Source organism: Kribbella sp. NPDC058693 (assembly GCF_042715335.1).
In the GTDB taxonomy this organism is placed as follows: Bacteria; Actinomycetota; Actinomycetes; order Propionibacteriales; family Kribbellaceae; genus Kribbella; species Kribbella jiaozuonensis.
The window spans coordinates 1,532,543-1,547,685 of sequence record NZ_JBHXSQ010000001.1 but is presented as its reverse complement, the minus strand read 5'-3'; the positions used below and the strand labels follow the sequence as shown (position 1 = coordinate 1,547,685).

19 protein-coding genes and 1 other RNA gene are annotated in these 15,143 nt (G+C 67.0%); 14 read left to right on the top strand and 6 right to left on the bottom strand.

Annotation, left to right across the window (positions count from 1 at the left end; genetic code table 11):
• The first annotated feature begins 19 nt into the window (after positions 1-19).
• The 3 genes from ACFWUU_RS07405 to ACFWUU_RS07395 are packed head-to-tail and all read left to right on the top strand — an operon-like array spanning position 20 to position 3,281.
• Positions 20-862 carry a nitrilase-related carbon-nitrogen hydrolase gene (locus ACFWUU_RS07405; RefSeq protein ID WP_380173524.1) on the top strand — a complete coding sequence of 281 codons (843 nt, stop codon included), beginning with the start codon at positions 20-22 and terminating at the stop codon, positions 860-862.
• A gap of 10 nt (positions 863-872) precedes the next feature.
• A complete protein-coding gene (hydA, locus tag ACFWUU_RS07400) occupies positions 873-2,279 on the top strand; it encodes a dihydropyrimidinase (RefSeq protein WP_380173522.1) in 1,407 nt (468 codons plus the stop codon).
• Positions 2,280-2,288: 9 nt separating this feature from the next.
• Positions 2,289-3,281, top strand: a complete 993-nt coding sequence (locus tag ACFWUU_RS07395) for a TIGR03842 family LLM class F420-dependent oxidoreductase (RefSeq protein ID WP_380173520.1) — start codon at positions 2,289-2,291, stop codon at positions 3,279-3,281.
• Here ACFWUU_RS07395 and ACFWUU_RS07390 read toward each other — a convergent pair.
• Positions 3,251-3,787 (bottom strand): winged helix-turn-helix transcriptional regulator, encoded by a 537-nt coding sequence (locus ACFWUU_RS07390; protein ID WP_380173518.1) that lies wholly within the window; start codon positions 3,785-3,787, stop codon positions 3,251-3,253. The genes ACFWUU_RS07395 and ACFWUU_RS07390 overlap by 31 nt on opposite strands.
• Before the next feature lie 29 nt (positions 3,788-3,816).
• On the opposite strand from ACFWUU_RS07390, the gene ACFWUU_RS07385 reads away from it, so the two are divergent.
• Both ACFWUU_RS07385 and ACFWUU_RS07380 read left to right on the top strand, forming a co-directional pair.
• Positions 3,817-4,188, top strand: coding sequence for a VOC family protein (locus ACFWUU_RS07385; RefSeq protein ID WP_380173517.1), 372 nt, complete (start codon positions 3,817-3,819; stop codon positions 4,186-4,188).
• A complete protein-coding gene (locus ACFWUU_RS07380; protein ID WP_380173515.1) occupies positions 4,185-4,517 on the top strand; it encodes a YciI family protein in 333 nt (110 codons plus the stop codon). Before ACFWUU_RS07385 ends, ACFWUU_RS07380 begins: the two co-directional genes overlap by 4 nt.
• Here the strand turns inward: ACFWUU_RS07380 and ACFWUU_RS07375 are convergent.
• Positions 4,504-4,920: a cytidine deaminase family protein gene (locus ACFWUU_RS07375; RefSeq protein ID WP_380173513.1), complete on the bottom strand. Its 417-nt coding sequence runs from the start codon at positions 4,918-4,920 to the stop codon at positions 4,504-4,506. The genes ACFWUU_RS07380 and ACFWUU_RS07375 overlap by 14 nt on opposite strands.
• A gap of 198 nt (positions 4,921-5,118) precedes the next feature.
• On the opposite strand from ACFWUU_RS07375, the gene ACFWUU_RS07370 reads away from it, so the two are divergent.
• Positions 5,119-5,322: a cold-shock protein gene (locus tag ACFWUU_RS07370; RefSeq protein ID WP_134104957.1), complete on the top strand. Its 204-nt coding sequence runs from the start codon at positions 5,119-5,121 to the stop codon at positions 5,320-5,322.
• Between the two features lie 48 nt (positions 5,323-5,370).
• Here ACFWUU_RS07370 and ACFWUU_RS07365 read toward each other — a convergent pair whose 3' ends face one another.
• From ACFWUU_RS07365 to ACFWUU_RS07355, 3 genes are all read right to left on the bottom strand, one after another.
• On the bottom strand, positions 5,371-6,642 hold the full coding sequence (locus ACFWUU_RS07365) for an ABC transporter substrate-binding protein (protein WP_380173511.1): 1,272 nt from the start codon (positions 6,640-6,642) through the stop codon (positions 5,371-5,373).
• A gap of 104 nt (positions 6,643-6,746) precedes the next feature.
• Positions 6,747-6,911 carry a hypothetical protein gene (locus tag ACFWUU_RS07360; RefSeq protein ID WP_157997087.1) on the bottom strand — a complete coding sequence of 55 codons (165 nt, stop codon included), beginning with the start codon at positions 6,909-6,911 and terminating at the stop codon, positions 6,747-6,749.
• A complete protein-coding gene (locus ACFWUU_RS07355) occupies positions 6,904-7,287 on the bottom strand; it encodes a hypothetical protein (RefSeq protein WP_233714559.1) in 384 nt (127 codons plus the stop codon). The genes ACFWUU_RS07360 and ACFWUU_RS07355 overlap by 8 nt, the downstream gene beginning before the upstream one ends.
• Before the next feature lie 107 nt (positions 7,288-7,394).
• Between ACFWUU_RS07355 and ACFWUU_RS07350 the strand changes: the two genes are divergently transcribed.
• From ACFWUU_RS07350 to ssrA, 7 genes are all read left to right on the top strand, one after another.
• Positions 7,395-8,444: a carbohydrate kinase family protein gene (locus ACFWUU_RS07350; RefSeq protein WP_233714558.1), complete on the top strand. Its 1,050-nt coding sequence runs from the start codon at positions 7,395-7,397 to the stop codon at positions 8,442-8,444.
• 173 nt (positions 8,445-8,617) lie between these two features.
• On the top strand, positions 8,618-9,307 hold the full coding sequence (gene ftsE, locus ACFWUU_RS07345; protein WP_130444829.1) for a cell division ATP-binding protein FtsE: 690 nt from the start codon (positions 8,618-8,620) through the stop codon (positions 9,305-9,307).
• A 19-nt stretch (positions 9,308-9,326) separates the two neighbouring features.
• A complete protein-coding gene (gene ftsX / locus ACFWUU_RS07340; protein ID WP_380173509.1) occupies positions 9,327-10,238 on the top strand; it encodes a permease-like cell division protein FtsX in 912 nt (303 codons plus the stop codon).
• Between the two features lie 96 nt (positions 10,239-10,334).
• Positions 10,335-11,777, top strand: a complete 1,443-nt coding sequence (locus tag ACFWUU_RS07335) for a M23 family metallopeptidase (RefSeq protein ID WP_380173507.1) — start codon at positions 10,335-10,337, stop codon at positions 11,775-11,777.
• Between the two features lie 21 nt (positions 11,778-11,798).
• Positions 11,799-12,272: an SsrA-binding protein SmpB gene (smpB, locus tag ACFWUU_RS07330; protein WP_137253166.1), complete on the top strand. Its 474-nt coding sequence runs from the start codon at positions 11,799-11,801 to the stop codon at positions 12,270-12,272.
• Between the two features lie 73 nt (positions 12,273-12,345).
• Positions 12,346-12,906 (top strand): DUF1707 and DUF4870 domain-containing protein, encoded by a 561-nt coding sequence (locus tag ACFWUU_RS07325; RefSeq protein WP_380173505.1) that lies wholly within the window; start codon positions 12,346-12,348, stop codon positions 12,904-12,906.
• 88 nt (positions 12,907-12,994) lie between these two features.
• Positions 12,995-13,370: a transfer-messenger RNA gene (ssrA, locus tag ACFWUU_RS07320) on the top strand.
• 195 nt (positions 13,371-13,565) lie between these two features.
• Here the strand turns inward: ssrA and ACFWUU_RS07315 are convergent.
• Positions 13,566-13,982, bottom strand: coding sequence for a nuclear transport factor 2 family protein (locus tag ACFWUU_RS07315; RefSeq protein ID WP_380173503.1), 417 nt, complete (start codon positions 13,980-13,982; stop codon positions 13,566-13,568).
• A 221-nt stretch (positions 13,983-14,203) separates the two neighbouring features.
• On the opposite strand from ACFWUU_RS07315, the gene ACFWUU_RS07310 reads away from it, so the two are divergent.
• Positions 14,204-15,112 carry an alpha/beta fold hydrolase gene (locus tag ACFWUU_RS07310; protein WP_380173501.1) on the top strand — a complete coding sequence of 303 codons (909 nt, stop codon included), beginning with the start codon at positions 14,204-14,206 and terminating at the stop codon, positions 15,110-15,112.
• The last annotated feature ends 31 nt before the right edge of the window (positions 15,113-15,143 follow it).

Genomic DNA, 15,143 nt, shown 5'->3' with positions numbered 1-15,143 from the left:
CTCTACTTGGGGAGGTCTTGTGGCAGACGTTGTCAGGGCGGCCTTGGTGCAGACGTCGTGGACCGGCGACAAAGAGTCCATGATCAAGGCGCACGAGGACTACGCGCGGCAGGCGGCCGCGGCGGGTGCGAAGGTGATCTGTTTCCAGGAGCTGTTCTACGGGCCGTACTTCTGTCAGAAGCAGGACGCCGAGTACTACGAGTACGCCGAGTCCGTGCCGGGACCGACGACCGAGCGGTTCGCCGCGCTGGCGCAGGAGCTCGGGATGGTGATGGTGCTCCCGGTGTACGAGCAGGAGCAGCCGGGTGTGCTGTACAACACCGCGGCCGTGATCGATGCCGACGGCACCTATCTGGGCAAGTACCGGAAGAACCACATCCCGCAGGTGAAGGGATTCTGGGAGAAGTTCTACTTCCGCCCGGGCAACCTCGGATACCCGATCTTCGACACCGCGGTCGGCCGCATCGGCGTGTACATCTGCTACGACCGGCATTTCCCCGAGGGCTGGCGGGCGCTCGGTCTGGCCGGCGCGAAGATCGTGTTCAACCCGTCGGCGACGAGCCGCGGGCTCTCGGCGTACCTGTGGCAGCTGGAGCAGCCCGCGAGTGCGGTCGCGAACGAGTACTTCATCGGGGCGATCAACCGGGTCGGCATCGAGTCCGAGTTCGGCGACAACGACTTCTACGGTACGTCGTACTTCGTCGACCCCGAGGGCAAGTTCGTCGGGGACGTCGGCCATGACCACGATCCGGAACTGATCATCCGCGACCTGGACCTCGGGCTGCTGGACACGGTCCGGGACCGCTGGCAGTTCTACCGCGATCGCCGCCCGGATGCCTACGGAGACCTGACGAAGCCTTAAGGGGACCTACATGTCTTTGCTGGTCAAGGGTGGAACCGTTGTCGGACCGACCGGGACGCGGGTCGCGGACGTGCTGGTCGAGGGCGAGAAGATCGTTGCCGTCCTCGACCCGTCGTTCACGCCGACGATCACCGCCGACGAGGTGATCGATGCCTCCGGCAAGTATGTGATCCCGGGCGGGATCGACGCGCACACGCATATGGAGATGCCGTTCGGCGGTACGTCGGCCAGCGACACGTTCGACACCGGGACCCGCGCCGCGGCGTACGGCGGGACCACGACGATCATCGACTTCGCGATCCAGCGCACCGGCGAGGTGGTGCAGGACGGGCTGGCGGCCTGGCACGCGAAGACCGAGGGCGAGTGCCACATCGACTACGCGTTCCACATGATCCTCGGCGGCGTCGACACCGACGCGCTGAAGGCGATGGACCAGCTGGTCGCCGACGAGGGCATCACCAGCTTCAAGCTGTTCATGGCGTACCCGGGCGTCTTCTACTCCGACGACGGGCAGATCCTCCGCGCGATGCAGACCGCGCGGGCCAACGGCGCGATGATCATGATGCACGCCGAGAACGGCATCGCGATCGACGTACTCGTCCAGCAGGCGCTGGAACGCGGCGAGACCGACCCGATCTACCACGGCATCACCCGCCCGGCCGCGCTGGAGGCCGAGGCAACGAACCGCGCGATCGCGCTGGCCGAGGTCGCGCAGGACTGCCCGCTGTACATCGTCCACCTGTCCGCGAGTCAGGCGCTGGCCAAGGTCGCCGAGGCGCGGGACGCCGGCCGCAACGTGTTCGCCGAGACGTGTCCGCAGTACCTCTATCTGACGCTGGAGGACCAGCTCGGGGCGCCCGGTTTCGAGGGTGCGAAGTGGGTGTGCTCGACACCGCTGCGGAGCAAACACGAGTCGCACGCTCGGGATCTGTGGAAGGGGCTGCGGAGCAACGATCTGGCGATCGTGTCGACCGACCACTGCCCGTTCTGCATGAAGGATCAGAAGGAGATGGGCATCGGCGACTTCTCCAAGATCCCGAACGGGATCGGCGGCGTCGAGCATCGCGTCGACCTGATCTTCCAGGGCGTTGTCGACGGCCACCTCTCGCTCGAGCGCTGGGTGGAGACGATCGCGACCACGCCGGCCCGGATGTTCGGGCTGTACCCGCAGAAGGGCATCGTCCAGCCGGGATCCGACGCCGACCTGGTGATCTACGACCCGAACGGTACGACGCGGATCGGGGTCGAGACGCATCACATGAACATGGACTACTCGGCGTACGAAGGGGTCGAGATCCAGGGCCGGGTGGGCACCGTGATCTCGCGCGGCGAGGTAATCGTGGCTGACGGCAACTACCATGGCCGCAAGGGCCGGGGGAAGTTCCTGAAGCGTGGCCTGTCGTCGTACCTGATGTAAGGGGGAGCCGTGGACTTCGGTGTGGTGTTCCAGTGTGATCCGCCCGCGTCCACGGTCGTGGAGCTGGCCCGGAAGGCGGAGGACGCCGGGTTCGACTACGTGTGGACGTTCGACTCGCATCTACTGTGGCAGGAGCCGTTCGTCATCTACAGCCAGATCCTGGCCAGCACGCAGCGGGTGATCGTCGGGCCGATGGTGACGAACCCGGGGACGCGGGACTGGACCGTGATCGCGTCCCAGTTCGCCACGCTGAACGAGATGTTCGGCAACCGGACGATCTGCGGGATCGGTCGCGGCGACTCCGCGCTGCGCACACTCGGTGCGAAGCCGGGGACGATCGCCGAGATGAAGCAGTGCGTCGAGGTCGTGCGTTCGCTGGCGCGCGGCGAGACGGTCGAGTACCGCGGGCAGCAGCTGAAGTTCGCGTGGGTCGACAACGGCGCGCTCGACGTGTGGGTCGCGGCGTACGGTCCGCGGGCGTTGGCTGCGACGGGAGAGGTCGGCGACGGCTACATCCTGCAGCTGGCGGATCCCGATATCGCCGAGTGGATGATCACCGCCGTACGGCGTGCTGCCGAGGAGGCGGGGCGCGATCCGATGGCGATCAAGTTCTGCGTCGCGGCCCCGGCGTACGTCGGCGACGACCTGGAACACCAGCGCGAACAGACCCGCTGGTTCGGCGGCATGGTCGGCAACCACGTCGCGGACATCGTCGAGCGCTACGGGTCCAGTGGCGCCGTACCGCAAGCCCTCACCGACTACATCGAAGGCCGCAAGGGCTACGACTACGCCGAACACGGCCGCGCCGGCAACACCCACACCACCTTCGTCCCCGACGAGGTCGTCGACCGCTTCTGCATCCTCGGCCCCGTCGAGAACCACGTCACCCGGCTCAATCAATTGAAGGATCTCGGCGTCGACCAGTTCGCGCTCTACCTGCAGCACGACGCCAAGGAAGAGACCCTGGCCGCCTACGGCAAGGACATCATCCCGAGCTTCTGAGCAGCCTCAGCCAACCGCAGGCCCGGTGGAGTGGCGAGGTAGACGGCCGACGGCGGGTAACCGGTTGTGACGCTGCGGCTGATGAGGTCGGCCGCCTCGAGTTCCTTCAGCGTCAGCGTCAACGCGCGCGGCGTGATGTCCGGGAGCGCCCGCCGGACCTCCGAGAACCGGTGTGCCCCGGCCAGCAGGGTGAGCGTCGGCAGCGACCACTTCTTCAGCCCTACGTCCGTGACGTCCAGTTCGTCGAGCAGTTCTGTGAGCGCGGCGGCCGATGCACCGAGCACGGGGGAGGTCAGCAGGTATTCCGGGCGTAGCGGGTGGCCTTTGCCCGGATTGCGCTGGATCAGGCCGGTCCCAAGCAGGAACGTCAGCGTCCGGCGTAATGACTCGCGGCTCACACCGAGGGTATTGCTGAGGTTCACGAAACGGCCGCCGTGGCCGCGGTGCAGCTCGGCCAGCACCGGGACGGCCCAACGGAAATGAACCAGGCGGGCAAGCGTTGACACGAAAGTAAGCTTAGTATAAAAACAGGACTATGGGTGGGATCGAGTACGACGGGCGCGCGGTCTGCGCGCTGGATGTTTCCGACCTGGAGCGGGCCGTGCAGTGGTACGAGCAGGCCCTCGGCTTCGAGGTCGTACACCGGCTGGAGTCCTGGGGCTGGGCCGAGTTGAGTACGCCGCTACCCGGGATCTCGATCGGCCTCGGCCAGGTCGAGGACCCGAAGACCGACGGCGGGGTCGTGGTCACGTTCGGCGTCCACGACATCGACAGGTCCCGCGCGCACCTGGAGTCGCTGGACACCCGCTTCGACGGCGAGACCCGGCAGATCGCCGACGAAGTCCGCCTCGCCACGTTCTACGACCCGGACGGCAACGCCTTCATGCTCGCGCAGAGGTTGGTGTGAGCACGCCGCCGCGCCCGGGCATGGAGAGCCTCACGCTGGTCCTGCTCCGCCGTCCGGCGACTCCGACGGACTTCACCGAGGACGAGGCGGACCGGATCCAGCAGGCCCACCTCGACTTCCTCGACGGCAAGCGGGCGGCCGGCGTGATGGGCGCGGCCGGCCCGTTCCGGGACCACGACGACCAGGTACTGCGGGGTTTGTGCGTCTACCGCACCGGCATCGAGGAGGCCCGCAAGCACGCGGCCGAGGATCCGGCGGTGCAGGCGGGCATGCTCGAGGCGGAGGTCATCACCTGGTGGTTCCGCGAGGGTGAGATCAGGCTGGGTTAGGCGTCCAGCGGTAGGCGCCCGGGAGTAGGTCGGTGGCGAGGACGGACCTGGGGCCGTCGTCGGTCGGCAGGATGACGCGGATGCCCGGGTGGTAGTCGACCAGGACCTGGCGATCGCGGCCGCACGGACCGACGACGCCGCGGCCTTCGTTGCCAACGGCCACGATCGTGGTGAGCTCGCGGGCACCGTCCGCGCGGGCGCGGCCGAGGGCGACCAGTTCGGCGCACGGGCCGCCGGTGAAGTGGTAGAGGTTGATACCGGCGTACATCCGGCCGTCGATCCCGCGGACGGCGGCACCCATCGTGTAGACGCCGTCGGGTCCGTCGGTGTTCGCATCGACCGTACGACGGGCCAGCTCGATCAGCTCGCGGTCGTCGTCGGTGAGCGGTTGCAGGGAGAGCATGCGGCCAAGCCTGCCACGTCAGCCCACGCCGGATGGAACAAATTTGCCGCAGGCGTGGTTGGATGTACTAGGTCTAGTTTCAGTAGCTGTGGTTTATCTCGATCTTTCCTTGCGAGAGATGGTGTGCCGCGCCGGTGCGACGAACGCCGGGCCTGCCGCGACCGCGGTGCGCCTCATCTCTGACAAGGGAGCAACAACATGGCACAGGGAACTGTGAAGTGGTTCAACGCCGACAAGGGCTTCGGCTTCATCACCGTCGACGGCGGCGGAGCGGACGTTTTCGTCCACTACTCCACCATCCAGACCGACGGGTTCCGTAGCCTCGACGAGAACCAGCGGGTCGAGTTCGACATCGCCCAGGGCCCCAAGGGCCAGCAGGCGGAGAACGTCAAGGTCGTCTGACTCCGAACAGCCGCGGCTCCCACTCGTGGGGGCCGCGGCTGTTTTGTTTCAGCCGGCGATGCGTTTCAGCTCGGCCTCGGTGACGGACCTCACCTTCTTGATCTCCGCGGCCGGGTCGGCGCCGCTGCGGATGATCCGGTTCAGCGCGTCGGAGTACGCCGTACTGGCTTTGGGTGACCAGAGCATCGGGTTCTGCGGGCGGCCGTTCTCGTTGAGCAGCTTGACCGCGTCCGCCGCCGGGCCGGACTTGAGCTTGTCCGCCTTGCCGGCCAGGCTCTTGCGCGCCGGGACGTGGAAGCCGTACGACTGCGCGAAGTCGAGCTGGTCGTCGGTCTGGTCGACCCACAACCACTTGATGTACTTCTTCGCCGCGTCGATGTTCTTCGACTTCGCGTTCACGCACGCGCCATAAGCACCGACGGGGACGCTCGCCTCGCCGGTCGTCGCGTTGAGCTTCGGCCAGGGGAGTACGCCGTAGTCGCCCGGCAACGCCTTCTCGATCACGGGAAGCGTCCACAGCCCGGTGAACTGCATCGCGGTCAGGCCCTGCGTGAACGCAGCCGGGTCGGACCAATCGGTCGGTGCCCCGAGCAACAGAACCTTCGAGGTCCAGAGCTCGCGCAACTTGCTCAGCGACTCGGCCGCGCGCGGGTCGTCGAACCCGAACTGGTTGTCCGCGGTCAGGTAGTCCAGACCGGCCGACCAGAGCGCCGGTCCACCGAGCACGCCGACCCCGCCGTCGTTGCCGACGAACAGACCCTTCACCTTGTCGTTGGTCAGCTTCTTCGCCGCGGCCAGCAGTTCGTCGACGGTCTGCGGCGGCTGTACGCCGGCTGCGCTCAGCATGCTCTTGCGGTAGACCATCAGCTGCATGTCGATCACCTGCGGGATCGCATACAGCTTGCCCTCGTACGACATCCGCTGGACCAGCGCGACGTTGAAGTCGTTCTTCGCGTCGCCCAGGATGTCGCCGAGGTCCACGACCTGGTTGCCCTTGATCATGTCGATCGTCGGGCCGTTCGGGTACTCGAACGTGTCCGGACCCTGGTTCGTGAGCAGCGCGGTCGAGGCCTTCTTCTCGTAGTCGCCCGGCGACCACTGGATCGTCACGGTGGCGTCCGGGTAGGCCTTCGCGTACTTCTCGACCGCCTGCTGCGTGCCCGCTTCGCCGTATTGGTGGTACCACTGCTGGAGCGCCGGCTTGTCGCCGCTGCCGCTACTCGAGGGCCGCCCGCTGTTGGATCCACACCCAGCCACCGCCATCGCCGCCAGCCCGGCACCGAGCCCCAGCACCCGCCGCCTGCTGATCCCACCACTCATCACACCGTCTCCAGTCCCGCACGGTCCCACAGCCCGTGCGCATCTGCTGACCCTACGTCGACGGCAGGGCTTCGGAGACGGTAATTCCAGCGCTCGAACTGGGATCAGGCAGGAGCCGGCGCGGCACCCGCGCCGTTGCCCGGCCGGGCGCTCGCGATCCGCGCGACGCCGGCATCGGGTTTGCGGCCGGCCTTGCGGGCAGCCTCGACATGCAACCGGGCCAGCTCGACGGCCTGGCGGGAGACCTTCACGGTCTTCTTCTCAGCCATTGTCACTGTCTCCCTCGACGACCTCGATGTCTGCATCCGCAATATCAGCGTACGCGGCCGCGCCGACCCGGTCGATCGCTACCGCGGCAGTCAGCGCGGCGACCAGGTCGTAGTCCTCCGGCTGTAACAACTCCGACCGCATCAGTGAGCGCAGCGTCACCACGCCGGCGTCCGTGCCCGCATCGTCCTCGCCGTCGAGGATCTGCTCGACCGCCCAGCGGACCATCCGCATCGTCTCCTCACGGTGCCGCCAGGTGTCGAGCTCACGATCGGACTTGCGGACCAGGTACGACCCGAGGAAGACGCCGCCGAGCGCGAGCAGCGGACTGAGCACCGTCATCACGACGCCGACGATCGAGATCCAGGTGGGGATCACGCACGCGCCTCCCAATTGCATGGTTTTGACCGGCTGATGATGTTACGAAGGAGCATTCCACCCGCCACCGACAAAGCTGACCCAGGATGACAAGGAGCGGTGTCACCGTGACCGACGAACCCGACATGTACGACGTGTTCGTACAAGGGACCGTGTTCTACGACATCGTGATGACCGGCCTGGAAACCGCCCCGACCACCGGGACCGAGATCTTCGCAGAAGGTATGGGGTCCTGCCCCGGCGGCGTCGCGAACTTCGCGATCGCGGCCGCCCGGCTCGGCCTGAAGAGCGGCCTGGCCGCCGTCTTCGGTGACGACGTGTACGCCGACTTCTGCTGGCGGACCCTGGCCGACCAGGAGGGTGTGGACCTGTCCCATTCGCGACGGATCGGCCACTGGCACTCGCCCGTCACCGTCTCGATGTCGATCGACCGGGACCGCGCGATGGTCACGCACGCCCACGAGGCGCCCGGCGACCCCAGCAAACTGGTCGGTCCCGGCCTGAAGACGCGGTCCGCGATCGTGCCGGTCGCCGACGAGTTGCCCGGCTGGACGGTCGAGGCACGCGAGTCCGGTGCGCTGCTGTTCGGTGACGTCGGGTGGGACCCGACGGACGAGTGGTCGCCGGCCGTTCTCGACGTACTGGAAGGGTTCTACGCGTTCACGCCCAACGCGACCGAGGCGATGTCGTACACGCGGACCGACACGCCGAAGGCCGCCCTGCACAAGCTGGCCGAGCGGGTGCCGCTGGCGGTCGTGACGAACGGGGCAGACGGCGTACTGGCGATCGACTCGACGACCGGCGAGGAGGAGCAGGTGCCGGCGCTGCCGGTCCGCTCGTACGACCCGACGGGTGCCGGCGACGTCTTCCTCGCGTCGCTGGTCCTCGGAACGCTCCGCGGCTGGCCGCTGGCTCATCGGCTTGCGTTCAGCAACCTCTGCGCCGGGCTGTCGGTCCAGCACTTCGGCGGATCGCTCGCGGCGCCGGGCTGGGGCGACATCATCGACTGGGTCCGCGACCACAGCCGGCACCGGCCGGGCGACGTCGACCCGGCCATCCTCGAGCACTACACGTTCGTCGGCGACGTCCTGCCCGCCGGGCCGGTCCCGATCGTTCGCCGGGCGTCGGCAACGATCGCGCGCCAGTCGGACGCCTGACACATCCGTTTCAAACGCACCGGGTATCGGACGCGCCCGTACGTACCGGCAGGCCTGGTCGGCGGCACGCCCGGGAGCGCCTAGACTGATCGCCGGCCGCTCCGGTGGCGTACGGTGCACTTCGTGGTTACCGTCGCGCCGCTTCCTGTTCCCGACCACGGCCGGATGATCCCGTGATCCGCTTCGAGAATGTGTCCAAGACGTACGAGGGCCAGTCCAAGGCCGCTCTGCTGAACGTCAACGTCGAGATCGAGAAAGGCGAGTTCGTCTTCCTGGTCGGCACCTCCGGGTCCGGCAAGTCGACGTTCCTGCGCCTGGTACTGCGTGAGCACCGGACCACCCGCGGTCACATCATGGTCGCCGGCAAGGACCTGAACCGGCTGGCCAGCTGGCGGATCCCGCAGATGCGCCGCCAGATCGGGACCGTGTTCCAGGACTTCCGGCTGCTGCCGAACAAGACCGTCGCGGAGAACGTGGCGTTCGCGCTGCAGGTGATCGGCAAGCCCCGCTCGCACATCCGCAAGACCGTTCCCGAGGTGCTCGAGCTGGTCGGCCTGGACGGCAAGGAAGACCGGATGCCGGACGAGCTGTCCGGCGGTGAGCAGCAGCGGGTGGCGATCGCCCGCGCGTTCGTGAACCGGCCGATGATCCTGATCGCCGACGAGCCCACCGGAAACCTCGACCCGGGTACGTCGGTCGGCATCATGAAGCTGCTGGACCGGATCAACCGCACCGGAACGACCGTGGTGATGGCCACCCACGACGTGTCGATCGTGGACCAGATGCGCAAGCGCGTGATCGAGCTGGAGAACGGCCACGTCGTCCGCGACGAGTCGCGCGGCGTCTACGGCTACCAGCACTGACCAGGGGACTGACTGACTGATGCGCTTGAACTACATCCTCTCCGACCTCGGTATCGGCCTGCGGCGGAACATGTCGATGACGATCGCGGTCGTCGTCACGATCTGGGTCTCGCTGTCGCTGTTCGGCAGCGCGCTGCTCGCCCGCGAGCAGGTCGACCTGATGAAGGGGAACTGGTACGACAAGATCCAGATCTCGGTCTTCCTGTGCACCAAGGACTCCGGCGGCCGCGGCTGCAGCGGGACCGACGTGACCCAGGAGCAGAAGAACCGGATCCAGCAGGTCATCCAGACCAACCCCGACACCGCACCCGACGGCGTCTTCTCGGAGTCGAAGTCCGAAGCATTCGAGTCGTTCAAGAAGCTGTACAAGGACTCGCCGATCGTCAGCACGGTCACCCAGGACCAGATGCAGGAGTCCTTCCGGGTCAAGCTGAAGGATCCACAGCGCTATCAGAACCTGGTGAGTGCGGTCAGCGGCTTACCGGGCGTCGATACGGTGCAGGACCTCCGGCAGTACCTCGATCCGTTGTTCAAGGCCCTCAACGGGTTGCAGGTCGGCGCGCTGATATCGGCCGGCTTGCTGCTGGTCGCAGCCCTGATGCAGATCTCCAACACGATCCGGCTGGCGGCGTACGCCCGGAGACGGGAGATCGGCATCATGCGCCTGGTGGGCGCCTCGAACTTCTATATCCAGCTGCCGTTCCTGCTCGAAGCGGTGCTGGCCGCCCTGGTGGGCGCGGTCTTTGCCTGCGGCACCCTGTGGGTCGGGGTGTACTTCGTTGTCATGCAGCGGGCCCAGGAGACGTTCCGGGTCTGGCAGTGGGTCGGCGCGGCCGAAACCTTCCGCGCGACGCTGATCATGGTCGTGGTCGGCCTGATCCTGGCCGTGATCCCGACATTCCTGACGACGCGGAAATACCTCAAAGTCTGACCCGGGTGACCTATCGTGCTGTATCAGGAGTCACAGAAGTAACAGACGTAACTCCTGTACCGCACGACAACTGAACCCAGAGCAAGGGGTCGACCTGTGGTCCCGCACTTCCCCGGTGCGAACCCGCGCAAGCGGGGGAGCATCAAGCGAGACGACAGCACCGGCACCGCCACCACGCCGTACCAGCGATCACGCACGCGACCGCCGGGCCGGCAGACGGTGGTTGCCGCTTGCTGCCTTGTCCTGTCCCTGTCCGCCGGAGTCCTGGCGGCGGTTCCGTCTGCCCCGTCGGCAGAGGCGAAACCGCCGGATCCAGCCGCCAAGAAGAAACAGCTCGACGCGCAGCTCGGTCAGCAGAAGGCCGATCTCGACGACGCGTCCGACCAGCTCGGCAAGTCCGTTGCCGCGTACAACCAAGCCGAGACGAAATACCAGGCCGTCCAGGTCCGGTACGCCGCCGCGCAGGGCCAGTTGGCCGCCGCGAAGGCCGCCGATGCGGTTGCCGCCGGCAAGCTTGCCGCGGCCGAGGCGGCTCTGCGTACGGCGGTGTCCGACGTCGAGGCCGGCGAGAAGCTGATCGCGGAGAAGCGGGCCGTCGCCGGTCGCGCCGTACGGTCGGCGTACCAGCAGCAGAACAGTCTCGTCGGGCTGTCGATCGCGCTGCGCGGTGCCGCGCCGGCCGATATCGCCACCGGGATGCAGATCCAGCGGAACGTGTTCGGCATCCAGAGCAACGCGATCACCAACCTGAACAACGCGCAGGCGGAGCTCGCCAGCCGTCGGGTCAAGGTCGCGGCCGCGGAGAAGGCATCCGAGGCGGCCCGGGCCGAGGCGGCGGCGACCGTACAGCGGGTCACCGAGCTGACCAAGCAGGTCGCGGCCGACAAGGCCGAGGCGGCGGCGGTCGCGAAGGTGAAGCTGATCGCGTTCAAGGCTGCCGAGAAGGAGAAGAACAGCGAGCTGGCGCAGTACAACTCGCTGCTGCGTGAGCGGGCGCGGGTCGAGGCGCTGCTGATCGCGCGGGCGAAGGCCGAGAAGGCAGCAGCCGCGCGGCGGAAGGCGGCGGCCGAGAAGGCCGAACGGGAGAAGGCGCGCAAGGAACACCGGCCACCGCGGAACATCCCGGATCCGGGCGGTTCGGGTGGCGGTCGGTTGAGTTACCCGGTGAGCAGTTACATCACCTCGCCGTACGGGATGCGGTTCCACCCGGTCCTGCATTACTGGAAGCTGCACGACGGCACCGACTTCCGCGCTCCCTGCGGTACGCCGGTTCGCGCCGCGGCCGACGGCGTCGTGACGGACAAGTACTACAACGGCGGTTACGGGAACCGGCTCTTCGTCTCACACGGAGTGATGGACGGTCGCTCGATCACGACCGTCTACAACCACCTCTCGAAGTACAAGGCCCACGTCGGCGAGCGGGTCCGCAGAGGCGAGATCATCGCGTGGTCCGGGACGACCGGCTACTCGACCGGCTGCCATCTGCACTTCATGGTCTACCAGGACGGCAACGTCATTAATCCGATGAAGTGGCTCTGAGCGACCTGCGATACTGGTCGGATGGTGAAACAGACCGGCCAGCAGAAGCCGATCGCGCAGAACCGGAAGGCGCGACACGACTACCACATCGAGGACGTGGTGGAGGCCGGGCTGGTGCTGACGGGGACCGAGGTCAAGTCCCTCCGGCTGGGCCGGGCCTCCCTCGTCGACGCGTTCGCCGCCGTCCGCGGCAACGAGCTGTGGCTGCAGGGCATGCACATCCCGGAGTACACGCACGGCACCTGGACCAACCACGAGCCACGCCGGGCGCGGAAGCTGCTGCTGCACAAGGACGAGGTGCAGAAGCTGATCCGGGCGGTCGAGCAGCAGGGTGTGTCGCTGATCCCGCTGTCGCTGTACTTCAAGGACGGGTACGCGAAGGTCGAGCTCGCGACCGGGCGCGGCAAGAAGGACTACGACAAACGCCACGCCCTCGCCGAGCGCCAGGCCAACCGCGAGGCCCAGCGCGCCCTGTCGGACCGCCACCGTCACTGACCGGGGATCGCTCAGGGACTGCTCCGGGCTGAACCCGATGGGGCGAACGGCAGGTCGCGCGCAGAGTGGAAGCATGTCCACTTCAGACCTGCTGGTGACGCCGGCCCAACGGGACCGCGCAGTCGAGATCCTGAAAGAGATGTACGCCGACGGCCGGCTCGACCACATGGAGTTCGACCTCCGGCTCGAGAAGGCCCTGAAGGCCCGCACCCGCGCGGAGCTGAACAGCACGTTCGACGGCCTGGTCGCACGGCCCGTCCCGACGTTCGCGCCGGCCGCCTTCACCCGCCCGGCGCCGATCCAGCGCTACCAGGGTGACGGGCGGGGGATGGGCACGGTCGCGCACTGGCTCGGCTACCCGACGTTCTTCGTCGGCCCCGCCATCGTGGTCGCCACCACCGGCCAGAAGAACCCCGCCGTACGCCGCCACGCCGTCGAGGCCCTCAACTTCCAACTGACCGCCGTCGGCGCCTTCGCCGCCCTCGGCATCCTCACCGGCTTCACCCACGGCTTCCTCGGGTTCCTCTTCCCCATCCTCGGAATCCTCTGGTTCCTCCTCACCGGCATCGGCGGCCTGGCCACCGCAGCCACCGGCAAGTTCCGCTACCCCTTCACCCTCCGCCTGATCAAGTAGGGGAATGTCAGGTGCGGTGGGTCTGTTGGACTTGATAGTGTGGATCTTCCACCACCCTCCGGGGCGGTGGGAGTTTGACAACTCAACAGGGGGTGAACGGTTTCGACTTTGGACGTTGGTTCCAAGGGAAGCGGGCCGAGGATCCAGGGTTATCTCGTTAACGATCTCTGGAAACCAATAAGTGCCAATACATCGCGCACTAGCTACGCTCTCGCCGCCTGACGGCCGAGCACTAAAGTAGCGGTCAGCCCGGGGATGCTTCCGACCCGGTTCCTGGCCTCAGCTAGGAAGCTTGCTGTGCTAGCCCGGTCACGGGGTTAGCACGGGACATTCACAGTGACTGAGCCTGTCAGCGAGATGTCTGTACAAACGCTGGGGCTGAGAAAAACGCCATTCAGACTGCGCCCGGAGAAGTCTTGAAACCCCGCCGAAGGACGCGGGTTCGATTCCCGCCACCTCCACGAAGGCGATGGGCGACTCGTGCCGACGGAAAGCGTCGGCCGGGTCGCCTTCGTCGTTTTGTGCGGCTGCGCTTCGCTTGCCGCAAGCGGGGGCTCCGCCACCCGCACCCCCTGCGCCTTCGCTTCGCTCGGCTCCGTGGCTGGGTTGAGCAGTCAGCTCACCTGCGGTGATGGAGTGAGCAGTCTCCGTGGCTTGTTTCAGTCTTCGGAGAGTAGTTGGGCTGTTTGGGCTGTGTCTTCGGTGCCTCGGTAGTGGTAGATCTTGCCGTTGCGGAAGCGCCACCAGTGGTGGAGTTCCATGACGGCGGATTTGCCGGTTCGGGTGCTTGTTGCGCCGAAGCGGATGATGGCCATCACGTCGGTGTCGTTGGATGCGATGGCCAGTGGGGTGAACTCGGTGACGGTGAGTGCTTCGGCGAGTTCTTTGAAGAAATCCGGGACCTCGGACTTGCCGTGCTTGACCCCGTGCCAGGGGGCCGGCGCCGCCTCGGAGACGGATGCCCAGTCGACGTCGTCGGTCAGCTGCTCGAGGATGAAGCCGACGTCGCCGCGGCCGAACGCGTCGTAGACCGACTCGACGGTCTTGATGTTGTCGCTTGCGCTGGTCTGCGCCATGGAAGCCTCCCCCAATTGTGTGGCCTCCCCCAGGGACCACGTCCCTTACCTACAGCTATAGGCCGGTCGGCCGCGGATGGGAACGCCTGAGGGAATATTCCGCACAGCGAATATTCGCTGATCGGGCAGATATCGGGACGCCGGCGGGTTGTACCAGTGGGGTGTCAGGCGGGTGACAGCGCGACGGGGGATGGTGGGGCTGTGAAGCAGGGAGGGCGCAGATGAGCGGCGTGCGAAATGGGCGGCGGGATGTCGTGGTCGCGGACGACGGGGCTGCGATCGAGGTACTGAGCTTCGGAGCGGGGCCGGGGCTCGTGGTGATTCCGGGCAACAACCGGCGGGCTCACCACTACGAGGCACTGGCGCGCGGGCTGGCCGGCGCGCATACGGTGCACGTGATCGAGCGACGCGGCCGCGGGGCGAGCGGTCCGCAAGGGCCGTCGTACGGCGTGGACACGGAAGTCGACGACGCCGTCGCGGTGATGGAGCACACCGGTACGCGGATGGTGTTCGGTCACAGCTACGGCGGTTTGGTGGCGTTGCACGTCGGGCTGCGGCGGACGGTCGATGCGCTGGTCGTCTACGAACCCGGCGTGAGCATCGGCGGGTCGTTCGACGCGAGTTGGCTGGAGGTGTTCACGCGGCAACTCGGGGACCGGCGACAGGTCGCGGCGATGGCGACGTTCCTCAAAGGGACCGGGCTGTTGCCGTTCCGGACCTCACCGTTGCTGTGGGCAATCTCCTTGCTGATGTTGCGCGGGCCCGGTGGGCACGAGACGCGGGCCATGATGCCGACGACGCCGGCGGAGATCGCCGAGATCGTTCGGCTCGACTCCGACGGCAGCCGGTACGCCGGGATCGCGTCGCGGACCCTTCTCCTCGGTGGTGAGAAGTCGCCCGCATACCTGACCGGAGTACTCCCGCAACTCGCGACGATCCTGCCGAGCGCCGAGTACACGATCCTGCCCGGCCTCGACCACAACGCCCCGGACGAGAACGCCGCTGACGTCATCGCCCAGCAGATCCGCCTGCACCTGGTCCGCGGGGAGCGCCACGGGTACGTCGACCACGAGTCGGTCGAGTACGGCGTACACCTGGCCGACGAACGGGTGCCGATCCATCGGGATTGACGATGGATCCGGCGCGGTGGACATTCTGTGT

Coding starts and splice junctions, on each gene's coding strand:
- ftsX (WP_380173509.1), top strand. CDS start 9,327: ATGCGCTTGAACTACATCCTCTCCGACCTCGGTATCGGCCTGCGGCGG.
- ACFWUU_RS07315 (WP_380173503.1), bottom strand. CDS start 13,982: ATGGCGCAGACCAGCGCAAGCGACAACATCAAGACCGTCGAGTCGGTC.
- smpB (WP_137253166.1), top strand. CDS start 11,799: ATGGTGAAACAGACCGGCCAGCAGAAGCCGATCGCGCAGAACCGGAAG.
- ACFWUU_RS07385 (WP_380173517.1), top strand. CDS start 3,817: ATGGGTGGGATCGAGTACGACGGGCGCGCGGTCTGCGCGCTGGATGTT.
- ACFWUU_RS07360 (WP_157997087.1), bottom strand. CDS start 6,911: ATGGCTGAGAAGAAGACCGTGAAGGTCTCCCGCCAGGCCGTCGAGCTG.
- ACFWUU_RS07375 (WP_380173513.1), bottom strand. CDS start 4,920: ATGCTCTCCCTGCAACCGCTCACCGACGACGACCGCGAGCTGATCGAG.
- ACFWUU_RS07365 (WP_380173511.1), bottom strand. CDS start 6,642: ATGAGTGGTGGGATCAGCAGGCGGCGGGTGCTGGGGCTCGGTGCCGGG.
- ACFWUU_RS07325 (WP_380173505.1), top strand. CDS start 12,346: ATGTCCACTTCAGACCTGCTGGTGACGCCGGCCCAACGGGACCGCGCA.
- ACFWUU_RS07310 (WP_380173501.1), top strand. CDS start 14,204: ATGAGCGGCGTGCGAAATGGGCGGCGGGATGTCGTGGTCGCGGACGAC.
- ACFWUU_RS07370 (WP_134104957.1), top strand. CDS start 5,119: ATGGCACAGGGAACTGTGAAGTGGTTCAACGCCGACAAGGGCTTCGGC.
- hydA (WP_380173522.1), top strand. CDS start 873: ATGTCTTTGCTGGTCAAGGGTGGAACCGTTGTCGGACCGACCGGGACG.